At 59.1% G+C, this 17,933-nt stretch carries 12 protein-coding genes and 1 tRNA gene; 10 read left to right on the top strand and 3 right to left on the bottom strand.

The window, feature by feature from the left end:
* The first annotated feature begins 324 nt into the window (after positions 1–324).
* Together B5F33_RS10385 and gdhA are read left to right on the top strand one after the other, a co-directional pair.
* Complete coding sequence (locus B5F33_RS10385; protein ID WP_087411747.1) at positions 325–1,305, top strand: D-isomer specific 2-hydroxyacid dehydrogenase family protein; 981 nt, start codon at positions 325–327, stop codon at positions 1,303–1,305.
* A gap of 298 nt (positions 1,306–1,603) precedes the next feature.
* Positions 1,604–2,959, top strand: a complete 1,356-nt coding sequence (gene gdhA, locus B5F33_RS10380) for an NADP-specific glutamate dehydrogenase (RefSeq protein WP_087411746.1) — start codon at positions 1,604–1,606, stop codon at positions 2,957–2,959.
* A 511-nt stretch (positions 2,960–3,470) separates the two neighbouring features.
* Here the strand turns inward: gdhA and B5F33_RS10860 are convergent.
* From B5F33_RS10860 to B5F33_RS10365, 3 genes are all read right to left on the bottom strand, one after another.
* Positions 3,471–4,520 carry a hypothetical protein gene (locus tag B5F33_RS10860; protein WP_143757983.1) on the bottom strand — a complete coding sequence of 350 codons (1,050 nt, stop codon included), beginning with the start codon at positions 4,518–4,520 and terminating at the stop codon, positions 3,471–3,473.
* A 262-nt stretch (positions 4,521–4,782) separates the two neighbouring features.
* Positions 4,783–5,583 carry a prolipoprotein diacylglyceryl transferase family protein gene (locus B5F33_RS10370; RefSeq protein ID WP_087411744.1) on the bottom strand — a complete coding sequence of 267 codons (801 nt, stop codon included), beginning with the start codon at positions 5,581–5,583 and terminating at the stop codon, positions 4,783–4,785.
* Between the two features lie 85 nt (positions 5,584–5,668).
* Positions 5,669–5,935 (bottom strand): DUF4190 domain-containing protein, encoded by a 267-nt coding sequence (locus B5F33_RS10365; protein WP_087411743.1) that lies wholly within the window; start codon positions 5,933–5,935, stop codon positions 5,669–5,671.
* Positions 5,936–6,123: 188 nt separating this feature from the next.
* Between B5F33_RS10365 and B5F33_RS10360 the strand changes: the two genes are divergently transcribed.
* The 8 genes from B5F33_RS10360 (at position 6,124) to B5F33_RS10325 (ending at position 17,323) form a co-directional block, all read left to right on the top strand.
* Entirely contained in the window at positions 6,124–6,978 is an 855-nt protein-coding gene (locus B5F33_RS10360) for an FAD binding domain-containing protein (RefSeq protein WP_158095360.1), read from the top strand.
* A complete protein-coding gene (locus tag B5F33_RS10355) occupies positions 6,975–7,505 on the top strand; it encodes a 2Fe-2S iron-sulfur cluster-binding protein (RefSeq protein WP_087411741.1) in 531 nt (176 codons plus the stop codon). Before B5F33_RS10360 ends, B5F33_RS10355 begins: the two co-directional genes overlap by 4 nt.
* Before the next feature lies 1 nt (position 7,506).
* Entirely contained in the window at positions 7,507–9,876 is a 2,370-nt protein-coding gene (locus B5F33_RS10350; protein ID WP_087411740.1) for a molybdopterin cofactor-binding domain-containing protein, read from the top strand.
* Positions 9,877–10,132: 256 nt separating this feature from the next.
* Positions 10,133–10,216, top strand: a tRNA-Leu gene (locus B5F33_RS10345).
* A gap of 139 nt (positions 10,217–10,355) precedes the next feature.
* Positions 10,356–11,654 (top strand): trigger factor, encoded by a 1,299-nt coding sequence (gene tig / locus B5F33_RS10340; protein WP_087411739.1) that lies wholly within the window; start codon positions 10,356–10,358, stop codon positions 11,652–11,654.
* A gap of 129 nt (positions 11,655–11,783) precedes the next feature.
* Positions 11,784–12,407: an ATP-dependent Clp protease proteolytic subunit gene (locus B5F33_RS10335; protein WP_087411738.1), complete on the top strand. Its 624-nt coding sequence runs from the start codon at positions 11,784–11,786 to the stop codon at positions 12,405–12,407.
* The gene (gene clpX / locus B5F33_RS10330) at positions 12,407–13,837 is read left to right on the top strand and encodes an ATP-dependent Clp protease ATP-binding subunit ClpX (protein ID WP_087411737.1); all 1,431 of its coding nucleotides are present in this window, start codon (positions 12,407–12,409) and stop codon (positions 13,835–13,837) included. Before B5F33_RS10335 ends, clpX begins: the two co-directional genes overlap by 1 nt.
* A gap of 822 nt (positions 13,838–14,659) precedes the next feature.
* On the top strand, positions 14,660–17,323 hold the full coding sequence (locus B5F33_RS10325) for an S-layer homology domain-containing protein (protein WP_087411736.1): 2,664 nt from the start codon (positions 14,660–14,662) through the stop codon (positions 17,321–17,323).
* Positions 17,324–17,933 lie beyond the last annotated feature (610 nt).

Raw genomic sequence — 17,933 nt, 5'->3', positions numbered from 1 at the left:
TTATAGGGGATGCCGCGCGTTCAGGCAACGCACAAATCCAAGGCAACCGGAAATCCCGAGACGCCCGAGACGGGAGCGCGCGGAAGAAATCACGCGAATCACCCTGTCCTTTGCGAGAAAAATCACCTGCCCCCTGTCCAGCGAACCTGCCGTTCTCCCAACGTACACCCTCGGCCATTATTGCTTCGGCGGCATTCTATCGGCCTCAAGCGTTGGTGCCAATCGATTCGCCACAATATAATGCTCTCTGAATCGATAGCGTATTGCCGAGGCCGCGTTTACGTGCCACAGGCGGCGTGACAGGCTGGCAAGCTGGGGGTGTCTATGAAGATTCTTGCATACGAGGTTCGCGACGACGAACGTGCCGAGTTGCTTCGCGTTGCAGACGAGCTGGGCGTCGAGCTTAGTTGCACCGACGACGTCCCCAGCATGGACACGGCCGACGCCGCCGCTGGATTCGATGCGGCCACGTTTCTTGGCATGGGAACGATTGACGAGCGGCTTCTGACCAGGTGGCACGAGCTTGGCGTTCGATTCCTTTCCACCCGAACCGTGGGCCATAACCACATCGAACTCTCCGCCGCACACCGGCTGGGCATGCGTGTGTGCAACGCCGGCTACCCGCCCGAGGGCGTCGCCGAGTTCACCGTTATGCTCATGCTGCTCACGCTGCGCAACTATAAGCCGGCGCTTTGGCGGCAGCAGGTCAACGACTACTCGCTGTCGGGGCTGATGGGCAGGGAGCTTTCTTCGCTCACGGTGGGTATCGTGGGGCTGGGGCGCATTGGCCAGGCTGTTGCCAGGTGCCTTTCGGGCTTTGGCTGCACGATTCTTGCCTGTAATCCCTCGCCCGTTGCGGCCTTCGAGGGCCAGGTGGAATTCTGCGACCTCGACGACATCTTCTTGCGCAGCGATTTGATCACGCTGCACGTGCCCCTTACCGACGAGACGCACCACATGATCGACGCTGCCGCTATCGAGCGCATGAAGCCCGGCGTGGTGCTGATCAACTGCGCCCGCGGCGGACTGGCCGACACCGATGCGCTCATTGCTGGAATCGAGTCTGGTCACATTGGCGCGCTCGGCATGGACGTCATCGAGGGCGAGGAGGGCATCACGCATATCGACCACAAGACCGAGATTCTCTCGAATCCCAAAATGGCATACCTGCGTCAGTTCCCCAACGTCGTGCTTACACAGCATATGGCGTTCTACACCTTGGCCGACACGCGGAGTATGGCTCGCGAAGGTATCCGGGGCATTGTGGACATGGCGGCCGGCAGGCCTTGTCCTCGTGAGCTGTAGGGGCGGCGGGGTTTCAGCGAAGACTGCCGCCGCTGCGAATGCCGCAGAGCTCATGCGAGGGTTATGGGGTCACTGTGAAGGATGCTGGGCCAGCGGTTGTCGCCGGACCCAAAAGGGCGAGGTGCGCCACCGTGTGTTTCCGGGTTGTTGCATCTACGTTTCGAGGCGGCTTCTTCCATATGCCATTGTTGCCACAGCGTAAACTTTTTCGAGGCGTTGGTCCGGCTGAGTGACGGCACACGGCCGAGACGACGTGAAGCCGCCTTCCGCGGCGCATCCGTGAAGTAAGGAGAGAGTAATGAGCTATACCCAGAAGGTCATCGCCGAGCTGAACGACCGCTACGCCGACCAGCCCGAGTTCCTTCAGGCGGCTACCGAGGTCCTCGAGACCATCGAGCCCGCCGTCGAGGCGCACCCCGAATTCGAGGAGCAGTCGTTGCTCGAGCGCCTGGTCGAGCCCGAGCGTGTGATTATGTTCCGCGTGCCGTGGGTTGACGACGAGGGCAAGGTCCAGGTCAATCGCGGCTATCGCGTCGAGTTCAACAGCGCCATTGGTCCCTATAAGGGCGGCCTACGCTTCAACCCGACCGTTACCCTTGGCATGCTCAAGTTCCTGGGCTTTGAGCAGATCTTTAAGAACGCGCTGACCACGCTGCCCATGGGCGGCGGTAAGGGCGGCTCTGATTTCGACCCCAAGGGCAAGTCCAACCGCGAGGTCATGGCGTTCTGCCAGTCCTTCATGACCGAGCTGTCGCGTCATATCGGCCCCAACACCGACGTGCCCGCCGGTGACCTGGGCGTGGGCGGCCGCGAGATCGGCTACATGTTTGGCCAGTACAAGCGCCTTCGTGACGAGTGGTCGGGCGTGCTCACCGGCAAGGGTCTCTCGTTTGGCGGGTCGCTCGCGCGCACTGAGGCCACCGGTTATGGCCTGGTGTACTTCGTCGACGAGTACCTCAAGAGCCAGGGCGACTCCTTCGAGGGCAAGACGGTCGTCGTGCATGGTTCTGGCAACGTTGCGATCTACGCGATTCAGAAGGTGGCACAGCTGGGCGGCAAGACCATTGCCTGCTCTGACACCAAGGGCTGGGTCGAGGATCCGGACGGCATTGACTATCAGGTCCTTGAGCACATTTACAACAAGAAGCGCTCCGGTCACGACAAGGGTGTAAGCCTGGCCATGTATGTCGACGAGCGTCCGAACGCCACCTGGCATGCCGAGGACGGCCGCGGCGTTTGGCAGCTTCCCTGCGATATCGCCCTGCCCTGCGCACGCGAGAACACCCTCCTGCTCGAGGATGCTCAGGCGCTCGTGGCCAACGGCTGCAAGGTCGTGGGCGAGGGTGCTAACATGCCCACCACGCCGGATGCTACGGTTTACCTGCAGGAGCATGGTGTTGCCTTCATGCCCGGCAAGGCGGCGAATGCGGGCGGCGTGCTCGTGTCCGGCCTCGAGATGAGCCAGAACGCCGAGCATCTCTCCTGGACGTTTGAAGAGGTCGACGGCAAGCTCGAGGAGCTCATGCGCGGCATGTTCCACAACGTGGACGATACTGCCCGCGAGTATGGTCACGAGGGCAACTTCGTGATGGGCGCCAACATCGCTGGCTTCATGAAGGTTGCCGACGCCATGATGGCACAGGGTGTGTGCTAGTCTATCCGGGCCTTTTCACCATCGTATGCATTGAAGTGGGGGCGCCGGGCATGAATTGCCCGTCGCCCCCACTTACATACCGCGCAATGCTGCAATATTGAAATGGTTGTTCAACGCAGCAACAATCTCGTGAGGCGTATCCCTATACAAAAACCCTGTTCAAAACCCGTAAAGCGGTCTCACGGTTTAGCATGTATAAAACATAACGATGTATGCATAGAATTAGCCATGTGATTTCTCGTTGGCCATAACTCGCTCGATTCCAGCGCCGTTGCTGTTCAAAAATCTATTTTCTCGGCTTTTGATTAACTGTAAGACGGCGAATAATCAATAATATAGTCCGATATCGGATTATAAAGGACATATTAGCGCTGAATCTTTTGATACATCGTCTGCATCGTTAATTTCAGAGCCGAAAAAATGAATTTTTGAACACTTTGAAGCCAGTATAGGTTTAGGTGTCGAAGTCGGAGGCTCGACATGAGTTGCGAGCCGCGTTCGCATTCCTCATTCAGCATTTCGGCCAGCCAAATGCGGCCCTCAGCTCGTTGAGCAGGTTGATCTGTTTAACATAGCGTCCTGTCGTGCGATTTTGATATCGTTTTCCGGCGCGACGGTAGAGCACCTTTGCGATTGATTCGAGAGCTTCAATGTCACGCAGCTGCTCCCGATTGATAACGAGGGTCGTGACGCCCATTGCTTCCAGTCCTGCATTGCGACGTTCATCGTGGATCCGCGCCGCTGCTTGGTCATGATAGGACCCATTGTATTCAAGGGTTGTTTGCGAATCCGGTACATAGGCATCACAGATTGCGTAGGGCATGCGTGACGCTGCACGAGCGATGTGCGAAAAATCAATCTTGTGGTTTAAGAGCAGATTTGAAACGTTGAAACCACCATAACAAAATGACATATGAAACATCGAGACCATGATAGCCTCCCCAGGTGAGCGCGCTCCATCGAGTGCAAACCGAACGGCTATAGATGCTTGTCGGTAGCCTTGAACATGGGAGAGTTTTGCTATGTGTTTGCTAAGTTCGCCAGCGCAGGTCACAGGGTCTGACTCATAGTATCCAATGTCCTCTTCACCTGCAGACGATTCTTGCCCGGCATCCTGGTCTTCATGAAGAGAGAAGCTTCCGCAAAGTTCCTGCAGCAGCGCCACGGTTTTGCCAAGGGAGTGCTTTGCGGCATATTGGGTTACCGCGAGCGCCGGCGACACACAATATATTCCGGGTTCTATTTCCAGCAGGCTTCCTGCGGGCAGTTTCTGCGTGATGCTGTGACACCGAACCTGCGGATGAGAACGTTTTTGCGCGGCGTTTAGCGTTAACACATCTATCCGATAGTCGGTTTCATGGTGGTTCCATAGCCCCGCACGATAAAGAGCACCCATATCGATACTGGTTCGATTTGGAGCGCATGCAGCAAGCACGCGGCGCTGCTCGCTTGAAGAAAGGGGGTGCCACGGAAGCATGGAATAGCGGCGTCGCGCGACACGAATTGCTCTCAAGGCGGTTTCATGAGAGATGACGACAGCGGTTGTCTGAATAGCATCCATACCAAAACTTTAGTCACAGAAGTTGTGGCAAACAATGCTGCCAGGTTCTCGCCTGTCGACTGGCAAGAATTGTCGGTAAGCGTTATGTACCTGCGGAAATACTGTGATGAAATGCGAAGTTTGTTAGATTTGGGAAATATTAGGACGTTTGATTGTCCGCGTGTTTGCAACAGTTTGCAGAGCAATGTGCGACGGAGTTCGAACGCGAACGATATATTCCATGTCGGCGGCATGCCGGTAGAGGCTATGTTCCTATGGAGTGCTATTCGTGCATGTTGCCCTTGTGGCTCTCCCGGTGGGCACGTCTCCAAAGGAGCCGGGTGAGGAGTGCCGCCAAAATGAGCAGGCTGATCCATTGCGAGGTAGAGAGGCACGCCAAAAGACCGCGTTCAGCATCATCGCCGCGGTAGAACTCAAGCATAAACCGGAGCACGGCGTAGAGCCCAAGATAGAGCGGAAGCACCTGAATCTGCGGACGGCGGAGTGCGATCCATGCCAGAAGGGCTGCATATGCGATTTCGAATACTGCCTCTATAAGCTGGACAGGTACGAGTGGGATGCCGTTTGGGGCAGCAAGCGAGTGCACGTAGGTCACCGAGAGGGGTCCGTCAGTCGCGGTGCCATAGCAGCATCCGACCATAAGGCACCCGATACGACCGACACCATGTCCCAACGCGACCGCCGGTACCAGTGGTCGCACGTGGCTCGAAAGATCAATACGAAAGAGTTTCGCGGCACACCATGCTAGCAGGATGCCGCCAATCAGACCCCCATAGAATACAAACCCGCCGCGCATCAAGCTTGCAAGGTATTCTGGGTCAGCGAGGTGGGCGGGATTGATTTGAGGCAGACTGACCATAAGATAGAGCAGCTTTGCCCCAACAATTGCCCCAAGCCCGCCGGCAGCCGCGAGGGTGATGGTATCTTCAAAGACTATATGGAGTTTTCGGCAAAGAACCCAGGTAAGGATGCCTCCAGCGATAAGGCCAAGCGCAATAAAGAGGCCATAATACGCAACCGTGTGCCCAAGAACGGAAAACCCAATGTCCCCAGAAATATTCATTCAAGTCCCTTGGCCGATTGCCGTCGAAAAAGAAAACGGGCGCCGGGGAATTTCCCGACGCCCGATCCGTTACCCCCTGGCGAGCCTACATGTGGTAAGCAGCGCTGAGACTTGCAAGGCCGAGGGTGCCGACACACATCACGCAAGCGATTAGGGTGATGATGCAGAGGATAAGTCCGATGATCGAACAAATAAATCCTGCTTTGGCGATGCCCTGGTCCTGGTCTGCGCGCTTCTTGGCCTGCGACCCAAGGATGATGCCAACGATTGACAGGATGACACCCAGCCAGTTGAGGCTGATGAACGACATGACAATCGAGCAAATTCCCAGGACGAGTGATGCTACAGCCATAGTCCCTCCCTCAATTCAGACCATGCACGAACTCATACTATCAGATGCTCCGACAATCGTAAGGAGCGGGTGTCCTTACGTTCTTTTTGTTCGCTGGCGGATATGCCGCCGTGCGCGGACCGGCATGCGATCCTGGTGGGTCTAAACTGATGTTTTCTGGTCGAGAGCCGGCGAGAGGGGAGATGGTCGTGCTCAGATTTGGTACCTATGTGCGGGCGAAAAGCCCGCAGGATGCCTATGAGCTTCTGCGCAGCAAAAAGGGCAGCCGTATCGTTGGCGGCGGAGGTTGGATGCGCCTGTCGAGGCGCTCGGTCGGGACGGTCATCGACCTCGGAGATTGCGGGCTCGACGCAATCAATCTCACTCATGACGACCCCGTCTTTGGCGACGCCCTACGCATCGGCGCATATGTCACGCTGCGTTCGTTCGAGTTGGACGAGCATCTGGACCGCGCTTCCGGCGGAGCGGCTGCTGCCGCCGTTCACGATATCGTGGGCGTTCAGTTCAGAAACCTGGCGACCGTGGGCGGCAGCGTTTGCGGTCGCTTCGGGTTCTCGGATGTGTGTCTGGTGCTGCTGGCCCTGGGCGCGCACCTTGAGTTTGTGGGGGCTGGCCGTATTCCGCTCGAGGCGTTTCTGATGGACAAAGCTACATGTCGTGACGTCCTGACGCACGTAATCGTACCCGCTGCTCCTGCGCAGGCAAGCTATCAGGCGGTTCGTCGCCAGGCTACCGATTTCCCGGTCATCAACGTCTGCGCGGCGCATACTTGCCAGGGCTGGCGTGTTGCCGTGGGCGCACGCCCCGGCAGGCCCCGCCTGGTGGTGGGAAGCGCGCAGGAGGGAGGCGCGCAGGACGCGTCGAACAGCCAAGGCGCACCTTGCGTCACCTTAACGGATGCTCCGACCGCCGATGAGGTAGAGGCCGCCTGTGCCTCTGCACAGCGACTTACCTATTCGACAAACATGCTGGCAGACGCCGCGTATCGGCAGGAGGTCGCGCCGGTGTTGGTGCGCCGTGCGATTGAGGAGGCGGCTCGATGAACATCTCCTTCATGCTAAACGGTAAGCGCACAACCTGCGAGATTGCCGCCGATACCTCTCTTTTCGAGCTGCTGCGCAAGCAGGGTTGCATGAGCGTCAAATGCGGATGCGAGACCAGCAACTGCGGCCTGTGCACCGTTTGGATTGATGGCAAGCCACAGCTGAGCTGCTCGGTTCTGGCTGCCCGCGTGGATGGTCGCGACGTCACAACGCTCGAGGGGCTTCAGGAAGAGTCCCACGCCTTCGCCGTCTGCATGGCGGAGGAGGGGGCAGAGCAGTGCGGATTCTGCTCTCCTGGCCTCGTGATGACCGTACTTGCTTTCGAGCGCGAGCTCGCCGGTCGCGTGCCCTCCGATGACGAGGTGCGCCGGTATCTGGCGGGCAACCTCTGCCGATGCACCGGCTACATGAGTCAGATGCGAGCCATTCGCCGCTACCTTGGCATGCCGTCCGCCGACGCGTCCGGCGCCACGTCGCCCCATCAGGACGCCGCCGTTCCTGCGCCTGCCAACGAGGAGGTGGCTTAGCATGAGCGCTTCTAGCAGCTGCAACACCACGCCTACCTGCGACATCGCCCCTGAGCGCACCGCCGCGCTCAAGTATCTGTCGAAGCCCGTGGTCAAGAAGGACGCCTACGCGCTTCTTGCCGGAAAACCCCTCTACACCGATGACATCGCGCCCACGGACGCCCTCGTCATGGAGATCATCCATTCTCCGCATGCGCACGCGCGTATCCGCTCCATCGATGCTTCGCGGGCGCTCAAGGTGCCTGGTGTCGTCGCTGTCTTCACGTATCACGACGTGCCGCAGACCCGCTTTTCGCTGGCCGGACAGTCGAATCCCGTGGCGTCGCCCTATGACCGGCTCATTCTGGACCCGGTGCTGCGCTATTTGGGCGATGAGGTCGCGCTGGTCGTCGCCCTAGACGAGCGCACCGCCGAGCGCGCCTGTCGTTTGGTGAAGGTCGACTACGAAGTGCTTCCGGCACTGCTCGACTTCACGCAGGCTGTCGACAATCCCGTGGTCGTGCACGACGAGGACGGCTACACGGTGAACGCCGCCTGGATCAACAACGAGCGCGAGCGCAACATCTGCGCGCAGGGCGGCAGTGCGTTCGGCGACCTCGACGCGGAATTCGCAGAAGCCGACGTTATCATCGATCGCACCTACCACACCAAAGCGAACGCGCAAGCCATGATGGAGACGTTCCGCTCCTTTGCCTACACCGACGCGTACGGACGCATCGTGTGCGTCTCGTCGACGCAGGTCCCGTTCCATGTGCGCCGCATGATCTCGACTGCGCTCGAGATTCCGCCCTCGCAGGTGCGCGTGGTAAAGCCCCGCATCGGCGGAGGTTTCGGCGCGAAGCAGACCGGCTGCCTTGAGGTGTTCGCTGCGTTTGCCGCCGCGCGCCTGGGGCGTCCCGTGAAGATCTGCTATACGCGCGAAAAGACCTTCACCGCGTCCAACTCGCGTCACGAGATGCAGATGCACGTGCGCCTGGGCGCGCGTCGCGACGGCACTATCGTCGCTATCGACCTCGACACGCTCTCCAATACGGGTGCCTACGGCGAGCACGGTCCCACCACCGTTGGCCTGTCGGGGCACAAGTCCTTGCCGCTCTACAATCGGGCCCTTGCCACGCGCTTCACCTTCAAGGTGGTCTACACCAACACCATGCCGGCGGGCGCGTACCGCGGTTACGGCGCCACCCAGGGCCTTTTTGCGCTTGAGTCGGCGGTGAACGAGTTGGCCGATGAGCTGCACATGGATCCGTGCGAGCTGCGTCAGATGAATCTGGTGCACGAGGGCGATGTCATGCCGCAGTTTGACGGCGAGACGCTCACGAGCTGCTCGCTTGACCGATGCATCCGCCGGGCTCAGGAGATGATTGGCTGGGATGAGAAGGGCCTTGTGCGCGAGGTCGGGAACGGCCGCGTGCGCGCGCTCGGCGTCGCCCTGGGCATGCAGGGTTCCTGCATCCTGAACGTTGACATCGGCTCGGTTGACCTGCGGCTCGAGGAGGGCGGCTTCTACGTGCTCTCGATTGGCGCGACCGACATGGGCACCGGATGCGATACCATTCTGGCCCAGTTCGCCGCAGAGGTCCTTGAGTGTCCGGTCGAGCGCATCGTGACGCGCGGCGTGGACACCGACGTGAGTCCGTACGACACCGGTTCCTATGCGAGTTCTACGACCTACATCACGGGTTCGGCGACGGTGAAGGCCGCGACCGCCCTGCGCGAGAAGATGTCTGCGACGGCAGCGAGCTGGTGGGGGGTCGACTCCCAGGACGTCTGCTTCGATGGCGAGCGCGTCTTCGTTCCCGCACCGGGCGGGGAGGGGGCCCAGGACATGGCCCCGCTACACGAGATGGACTTGGAGACGTTTGCCAACAAGTGCGTCGCGGGAGGCCAGGGGGACGCCCTTACGGCCCATGCCGCTCAGGGCGCCGAGGCGTCGCCCCCGCCGTTTATGGTGGGCATCGCCGAGGTCGAGGTCGACCGGGCGACCGGCGAGGTCGACGTGGTGGACTACGTGGGCGTCGTGGACTGCGGCACCGTGGCAAACACCAATCTGGCGCGCATCCAGGCCGAGGGCGGCATTGCCCAGGGCATTGGCATGGCGCTCACCGAAGACGTGCAGTACAGCCCCGCCGGGCGCATGCGCACGCGCTCGTTTATGACCTACAAGCTGCCTTCGCGCCTCGACGTGCCGAGTATCCGGGTTGATTTCGTGCCGAGCTACGAAGCGTCGGGACCGTTTGGCGCCAAGTCCATCGGAGAAGTGGTCATCAACACGCCGGCGCCGGCGATTGCAAGTGCCGTGGCGCACGCCTGCGGGCATCAGGTGAGAGAGCTTCCCATTACGCCGCAAAAGGTCCTGCACGGCGAATAGGCTGCACGGGCGGAGCCGGGCGGGCTGCGCGGGCTTGCAGGCCGAGGCGGACGGGTCGGCGCGGAGCCGGCCCGACCTGCCCGCCGGCCCGACCTGCCGACGGCCCGTTTCCGACGCCAGTCCGCCCGTGTCCCCAAGCGCAGCCGCCGCGCTTTTGGCGCAAAAGTGTGCGTGCTGCATGGTTACACCACTATATACGGTGTTTCCGCACGCAATTCGGCGTGTTCTGCTATCATGCAAAGTCTGTGCGCATCATGCGGGCGTGGCGGAATTGGTAGACGCGCTGGATTTAGGTTCCAGTGGGATTCCCGTGAAGGTTCGAGTCCTTTCGCCCGCACCATGGCCGCGTTCCACGGGGCCGCGCACACCGTCTTCGGTCCGCAGCCGGCTTCTTGCCGTGCCTGCCCGCCCGGGCGGCTCTTCGTGTCATGAGGTGTGCCCAGCACCTGAGACCAGCTGGGCTTGTAAGAGGAGGAACGTTGAACATCACTTCCGAGGTGCAGGACGGCAAGCTCGTCGCGACGGTCACCATCCCCGCTGCCGACGTCGATTCCACGATCAAGAAGGCCTACCGCGAGGCTGCGAAGAAGTACCGCTTCCCGGGCTTCCGCGCCGGCAAGGCTCCTCGTCCCGTCATCGACAGCATGCTGGGCGCTCAGGCCACCCTCGCTCAGGCCACCAACGAGCTCGTGGGCTCCAGCGAGCCCGGCGTCCTGAACGAGCTGGACATCGTGCCGGTTGGCGATCCCGAGTACAAGGACATCGACATCGCCAAGGACCACGAGGACTACACCTACTCCGTCACGTTCAAGCTTCGTCAGACCGCCGAGCTGAGCTCCTATGATCCGGTCGAGATCGAGATGCCTCCCGCAGAGGTCACCGAGTCCGAGATCGATGCTCAGGTCGACATGCTTCTGGGCTATCACGCCACCTTCGAGGATGTCACCGACCGCGCCATCGAGAACGGCGACTTTGTGACCGCCGAGGTCAAGAACGTCAAGAACGCCGAGGCGCTCGCTGGCGACTCCCGCATGATCGCCGTTGGCGCCGGCAACCTGCCCGCCGCCTTCGATGAAGGCCTGACCGGCATGAACATCGACGAGACCAAGGAGATCTCCTGGACCCCCGAGGTCGAGGGTGCCGAGGAGGCTGCCGTCGAGGTCACCGTCAAGGGCATCCGCACCCGCAAGGTTCCCGAGCTCACCGACGAGCTCGCCAAGTCTGCCTTCGGCTTCGACGACATCGCCACCATGCGCGACGCCGTGAAGACCGAGATCGAGCAGGAGAAGGCTTCGCAGCTGCCCGGCCTCAAGGAGAACCGCGCCGTGGCCGCCCTCGCCGAGCGTCTTCAGCTCGAGGAGGTCGACAAGGACTACGAGCAGTCCGTGTTCTCCGAGCTCGGCCAGAACTTCCTGCAGAACCTGCAGGCCAGCGGCATGACGCTCGACGCCTGGCTCCAGTCCTCGCGCATCACCTCGCAGCAGTTCATCGACGACCTGCATCATCAGGCCGACGACGTTGCCCGCGAGTCCCTGGCTCTCGACGCGCTCGCCCGCGAGCTCAAGATCGAGGTCACCGACGAGGACGTCGACGCCGAGTTCGAGCGCGCCGGTGTGCCCGATCCCGAGGCCACCAAGGCTCAGTTCGTCGCCGAGGGCCGCATCCCGGCCATCCGCGATTCCATCCGTCGTTCCAAGGCGTGCGACTGGCTGGTCGAGAACGCCAAGGTCACAGAGGTCGACGAGACCGCCAAGAAGGACGAGCAGGACGCTGAGTAGCATTTCTGTGTGAACGTCCGTTTTTCGGGTACGTATCATACCGGTTGACCGGCATGTCTGCGGTGGCTGGATCGCGCTTGCGTCCAGCCGCCGCACTTTGTACGTATGCACATCCAGATTGGAGAACGCATGATACCCAACATTGAATCCGCTCTTGTCCCGTACGTCATCGAGCAGACGCCGCGCGGTGAGCGTAGCTACGACATCTACTCGCGCCTGCTTAACGACCGCATTGTCTTTTTGGGCGAGGAGATCAACTCCGTGACCGCGAACCTCGTGATCGCGCAGCTGCTGCACCTCGAGAGCCAGGATGCCGAGAAGGACATCTCGCTGTACATCAACTCTCCGGGTGGTGAGGTCTACTCGGGCCTCGCGATTCTGGACACCATGAACTTCATCAAGCCCGACGTCTCCACCATCTGCGTGGGCATGGCCGCATCCATGGCTGCCGTGCTGCTGGCGAACGGCGCGAAGGGCAAGCGGTTCTGCCTGCCCAACTCCATGGTCATGATTCATCAGCCGAGCGGCGGCGCCCAGGGCCAGCAGACCGAGATCGAGATCGTTGCGCGCGAGATCAAAGAGAACCGTCGTAACCTCAACCAGATCCTTGCCGACGCCACCGGCCAGCCGTTCGAGCGCGTCGAGCAGGACACCGAGCGCGACCACTACATGCGTGCCGCCGATGCCCTTGAGTACGGCATCGTCGACCGCGTCATCACCTCCCGCACCCAGGCTGCGAAGGGGAACGAATAATGCCGAATGATTCTCGGGGCGACCAGTATCCCACGGGCCCCATTCGCTGCTCGTTCTGTGGCAAGGAACAGGATCAAGTTCGCAAGCTCGTGAAGGGTCCCACGGACATCTTCATCTGCGACGAGTGCGTTGCCGCCTGCGTGGACATTCTGGAGGAGTCGCTTGCCAACGACTTCATGGCGGGGCATCCCGACTTCCCGGACATGCTCGACTCCTTTGGCCTTCAGGGCTCGCAGCTTGCCGAGCTTGACGAGCCTGAGGACGCGCACCACCACGACAAGCAAGTTATCGACCGCGTTCCGACGCCGCACGAGATCTATGACGAGCTCTCGCAGTACGTCATGGGTCAGGAAGAGGCCAAGCGCGCCATGTCGGTGGCGGTGTACAACCATTACCGTCGCGTGCTTGAGGGTGGCGCTGCCGAAGGCGCACATGACGAGTCGGACGGGTCGGCCGGGCGTGCCCCCATCGGTAAGCATGCCGCCGGCGCCGACGACCTGTCGGACGTGGAGCTTGCGAAGTCGAACATTCTGCTGCTGGGCCCCACGGGTACGGGCAAGACCCTGCTGGCGCAGACCCTCGCGCGCATCCTCGAGGTGCCTTTTGCCATTGCCGACGCTACCGCTCTCACCGAGGCCGGTTATGTGGGAGAGGATGTCGAGAACATCCTTCTGAAGCTCATCAACGCGGCCGACGGCGACATTGAGCGTGCACAGGTAGGCATCATCTACATCGACGAGATCGACAAGGTGGCCCGCAAGGCCGAGAACCTGTCCATTACGCGCGACGTGTCCGGCGAGGGCGTTCAGCAGGCGCTGCTCAAGATTCTCGAGGGCACGGTTGCGAGCGTGCCGCCCACGGGTGGGCGCAAGCATCCTCAGCAGGAGTTGCTGCAGATCGACACGACGAACATCCTGTTTATCTGCGGCGGTGCCTTTGTTGGCCTGGACAAGATCGTGGCCGACCGCGTGGGCAACAAGGGCGTGGGCTTCAACTCCGAGATCGCTGGCCCCACCTCGACCGATGAGAACTTCCTGCTGCACCAGGTGCTGCCTCAGGATCTGAACGCCTTTGGCATGATTCCCGAGTTCATCGGCCGTACGCCGGTGATTACACAAACCAACGCGCTGTCGGAGGACGACCTGGTGTCGATTCTCACCGAGCCGCGCAACGCCATCGTGAAGCAGTATCGCCGCATGTTCCAGCTTGAGGACTGCGACCTTGAGTTCGACCCCGAGGCGCTGCACGAGATCGCGAAGCTCGCGCTTGAGCGCAAGACGGGCGCGCGCGGCCTGCGTTCTATCTGCGAGCAGCTGCTGCAGAAGACGATGTTCGATCTGCCGAGCGAGCAGGGTGTGGAGAAGGTCGTTGTGACCGCCGCCGCTGTTCGTGGCGAGGAGGAGCCGCGTCGCGTGCTTGCCGCCGCGTAGGTTTGATTTGTCCCATATGGGAACTGGTTTTTCGGGACAGCCCCTTGTGCGTTGTGAGTCGCGGGACTGTCCCGTTTTTGTCTCTATAGAGGATGGTCGGTGGGCGCCTTTTGCGCCTGGAGGCTGCGTTTTGTCTCGTGGCTGCTGGCGAGGTGCGAAGCTGAGCATCGGCGACCGTTGTTTTCGTCGACGCTCAGTTTTGCTCCAGAATCGAGGCCAATTCCGGGGTATTACTGAGCGTTGGCGGAGTGTCAGCAAGTGCTTCTAATGAGGATGAGCCGGATGCGCGTTTGACCTATGTATCTCGAAGTTCGGTGCAGAAATGAAACCTCGGTGCAATTTCTGAAATTGAGTGCATCCATACACGTTTCTCGCCCTCAACACGGCGATTTCCGTGCGTGGGTGCATCCATTTTCAGCTTTTGCACCGAGGTTTCATTGCTGTGCGGAAGTTTGCTGGGCTTGGCCTGATACGTAAGGTCAGGGGGCCGTCAAATTTTCTGAACTGAATAGCTGGAGGGTTCTCTTTTGCACGGCTTTATCTGCTACTTCTGATTGCTTGCTCCGTCATGTTGTCGTAAACAATCATGATAGGGGGGCCACGGTATTTGACTTATCTACCTGCGGAATGTAACCTATAGTATGCAAAATCCATTTCGGTTTTGTGGGGCTATCTGCTAAGGAGCTGTTGCCGTGAAATGGTTGGCCGCCTAGGTGCTTCGAAAAGATTAGTAGGGGGTAACATTTTAAGGCGGCAAAGCAAAGCACGAGCAATGAGCGCCATGATCCTGGGCCGTATTACCTCTAGGAGAGAGGAGAAAACATGCGAATACTGAATACACGAAGGGGAGGGCGTCTTGTACAACCCGAAATTACCGAGACGGTCAAAGCGAGTGCGAAAAACGCGATTCGATTAACTGCGATGGTGGGCCTCGGCTTCTTGTTAGCTTTTATGGCGACTCCTGAAATTGCGATGGCAGAAGAGACTAATAATGCATCATCCGAAATTGTGGACGAGGTAGTCGAAGGCTCGAATAACGAGCAGATAAATCAGGGACAGGATACTGAGGACGCAGTTTACATTGGTAATCAGGGCTATGAAACATTATGTGAGGCGGTACAGCAAGCTGAAGATGGAGCAACTCTTACGCTGCATAAGGACGCTTCGGCTGGGATTCAATATGCATACCAACAAAAGATACCTAAAAGTATTTATATCGATTTGAACGGATTTACCCTCACTGTTGAAGATGGCCAGACGATTATAATCCAGAATACTGCCACTGTGACGATAAAGGACTCGGCCGGTAATTCTGGAAAGATAGTAGGAAATAACGGCAATGGCGTAATTAACTGCCTTGGTAACTTGACGGTTGAAAGTGGTCAGATTGTCAACCGGGCAAATGCTAGTAGCGGTCGGACGATTGTAGTTAACAGTGGCGCCACTTTTACCATGACTGGAGGTGTGGTGTCGAGTGAAAGCACAGTGCCGAATACAATAATTCTTACAGAGGCTGGGGCAAAAGTTGAAATCAGCGGAGGTAAACTTACGGGCAATCGAGAGAAAGCGACCGTTATAAAGCTCACTGGATCCTCTGCAAAGATTTCGGGAGACGCTGAGCTATATGGTGCTTTTGGAATCACATTATTCACTCAGGACGGTTATGATGATGTGCCGGCGGCGATGTCAACCCTTGAGATGTCCGGCGGGTCCATTGACACTAAGAATTTTGCTATCTCAGGCAATAACCTCACGTCTGCTGGCTCTACAGTGACCATCAATGATTGCTCCATTAATACTGATGAAGCCAGCATTTATTGGCCCATGGAGGGCGTGCTCACAATTAACGGGGGCACCATTACCGGCTTAACGGCGCTTGAGGCCAAGATGGGCACCATCACTATCGGGGGTGGTACCTTTACCGGCACGGGTACAGGAAAAGGTACCTATTCAAATGGTGGATCCGGAGATGACGGCTCGGCCTTGGTGTTTGTCGGGCAGCTGTATGGCACGAGCTCGGGCCAGTATGATACTAACCGCAATCTGACTGTGACTGTAAAAAACGCTCAGCTGAACAGTAGGTATGCAAACGCTGTTGCCGTATATAACGCAGGGGAAGAGGGCCAGGCATCCGATGACGGTCCGACTACCAATATTGACATTGCAAGTTCAGTTGTGATGAGGCCTGCCGATGGACAAGATGGTATCCGTCTCACCTCCAAAGAAGATGGATTTACGTTCAATGGTGACAAGGTTGAAACTGGGAAGGTAACTGTTACCAATGCGGAACTTGTGAATGCTGCTGCTCAGGCACAGAATAAAGTGGAAACACTCACGCCGGGTAGTGGCTCGTCCGAGTCAGCTACAACCACCATGTATACGTTGTACTCCACGCTGAACAGGGCGATTGAAAACGCTTCAACAGCAGAAGAAGGCAAAGCTGAGGTCAAGCTGCTTAGCGATGTTACCGGGGATGTCACCGTCCCAGAAAAAGCAAATATTGAGCTCAATCTTAACGGTAAACAAGTTACTGGCGATATTCAGGGGACTGGCGAACTTGCGATAACAGGTTCGGGCACTATCGTTGGTCATGTTACGGGATCGAACGTTTCAACGGGTGCTGGCGTCAATGTTGTGAACCCGCCGTACGTCCCGCCCGTGCAGAGCGGGAACAAGGTCACCGTCTCTGACACCAAGGGCGGCAAGGTCGCCGTTTCGCCTTCGCGCGCGAGCAAGGGTGACACCGTTACCATCACCGCGACGCCTGACGAGGGCAAGCGCGTGTGGACCGTTTCGGTAACCGATAAAAGCGGCAAGGCGATCACCGTGAAGAAGGATTCGAAGGACAACACCTGGACGTTCTCTATGCCGGACAGTCCTGCAACGGTAAAGGTGAGCTTTGTGTGCGACGGCGGCAGCAGCTGTCCCAGCCGCAACCTTATTGATGTCAAAGTGGGCGAGTGGTACCACGATGCGATCGACTGGGCCGTCGAGAACGGCGTGATGACCGGCTACGACGACGGCTCGCACAAGTTCGGCCCCGACGACACGCTCACCCGCTCCCAACTCGCTGCGACGCTCTATAAGAAGGCTGGACAGCCCGCGGTGGATGCTTCGAAGGTCTCGAGCTACACCGACTGCGACGCCTCGGCCTGGTACGCCAAGGCGGTCGCATGGGCCACGCAGCAGGGCCTCATGACCGGCTACGACGACGGCTTCGGCCGCTTCGATCCCGACGCCGAGCTCACCCGCGAGCAGCTCGCGGTCGTGTTCTGGCGCAACGCTGGTAAGCCGGGCGCCACTGCCGACCTCGCGAAGTTCCCCGACGGCTCCGAGACGAGCTCCTGGGCCGAGGACGCCGTCGAGTGGGCCGTCTCCACGGGCCTTCTCAAGGGCTACGACAACACCGGAGAGCTCGGCCCCTCGGGCGACCTCACCCGCGCCCAGATGGCGACGGTGATGTACCGCCAGGCCAACGAGGAGTAGCAGCTCATAGCTGCTGACACGACATAGCAGGCAGATAAGATAAGGCGCCGGGCTGTCCGCAATCGCGCGGGCGGCCCGGCTGCTATGGAAAGCGACCGATTACCGCCAACTTTTACCGCCAATTTGGCGGTAATCGCTATTGATTTTTGGTGCATCCATACACGTTTTTCGCTCTCAACACGATGATTTCCGTGTATGGCTGCACTCATTTTCAGCTTTTGCACCGAGGTTTCATTTCTGCTCGCATTTCTCAAGATCGGTCTCCTTGATTCTTTTGCCGCAATCAACCTAGCAATCCCGTGTATTAATTGCTTATATCAAATTGACTTCTCTACCAGCAGAGCGTAACTTATTGTGTGCAATCATAAATTCCACACAAGTGGAAGCGGCGGTAGGGAAGGTGATGTTATGCGAAAAGGAAAGATTCCAATTATGAGGCTATTGCTTGCAGTGGCGGTGGCCGTAGTAGCGGGTATGTTACCCGCTGTCTCATTCATGGACTTTAGTCCGTGCCGCGCGGCACGCGCGGCGCAGAAAACCACCCGCTGTGCGGGTGGATGGCACTAGATGCTATGCAACGAGGCCCCTTCCCCTCTAGCATGGTGATTGT

Source organism: Collinsella sp. An2, assembly GCF_002160065.1.
In the GTDB taxonomy this organism is placed as follows: domain Bacteria; phylum Actinomycetota; class Coriobacteriia; order Coriobacteriales; family Coriobacteriaceae; genus Limicola.
The sequence above is the reverse complement of the archived record's forward strand: the minus strand, read 5'-3'. Positions and strand labels throughout refer to the sequence as shown.

Bases quoted from the DNA above. Each gene is read 5' to 3' on its own strand.
- B5F33_RS10355 (WP_087411741.1), top strand. From the start codon at position 6,975: ATGAACATCTCCTTCATGCTAAACGGTAAGCGCACAACCTGCGAGATT.
- B5F33_RS10365 (WP_087411743.1), bottom strand. From the start codon at position 5,935: ATGGCTGTAGCATCACTCGTCCTGGGAATTTGCTCGATTGTCATGTCG.
- B5F33_RS10385 (WP_087411747.1), top strand. From the start codon at position 325: ATGAAGATTCTTGCATACGAGGTTCGCGACGACGAACGTGCCGAGTTG.
- gdhA (WP_087411746.1), top strand. From the start codon at position 1,604: ATGAGCTATACCCAGAAGGTCATCGCCGAGCTGAACGACCGCTACGCC.
- B5F33_RS10350 (WP_087411740.1), top strand. From the start codon at position 7,507: ATGAGCGCTTCTAGCAGCTGCAACACCACGCCTACCTGCGACATCGCC.
- B5F33_RS10325 (WP_087411736.1), top strand. From the start codon at position 14,660: ATGCGAATACTGAATACACGAAGGGGAGGGCGTCTTGTACAACCCGAA.
- clpX (WP_087411737.1), top strand. From the start codon at position 12,407: ATGCCGAATGATTCTCGGGGCGACCAGTATCCCACGGGCCCCATTCGC.
- B5F33_RS10335 (WP_087411738.1), top strand. From the start codon at position 11,784: ATGATACCCAACATTGAATCCGCTCTTGTCCCGTACGTCATCGAGCAG.
- B5F33_RS10860 (WP_143757983.1), bottom strand. From the start codon at position 4,520: ATGGATGCTATTCAGACAACCGCTGTCGTCATCTCTCATGAAACCGCC.
- B5F33_RS10370 (WP_087411744.1), bottom strand. From the start codon at position 5,583: ATGAATATTTCTGGGGACATTGGGTTTTCCGTTCTTGGGCACACGGTT.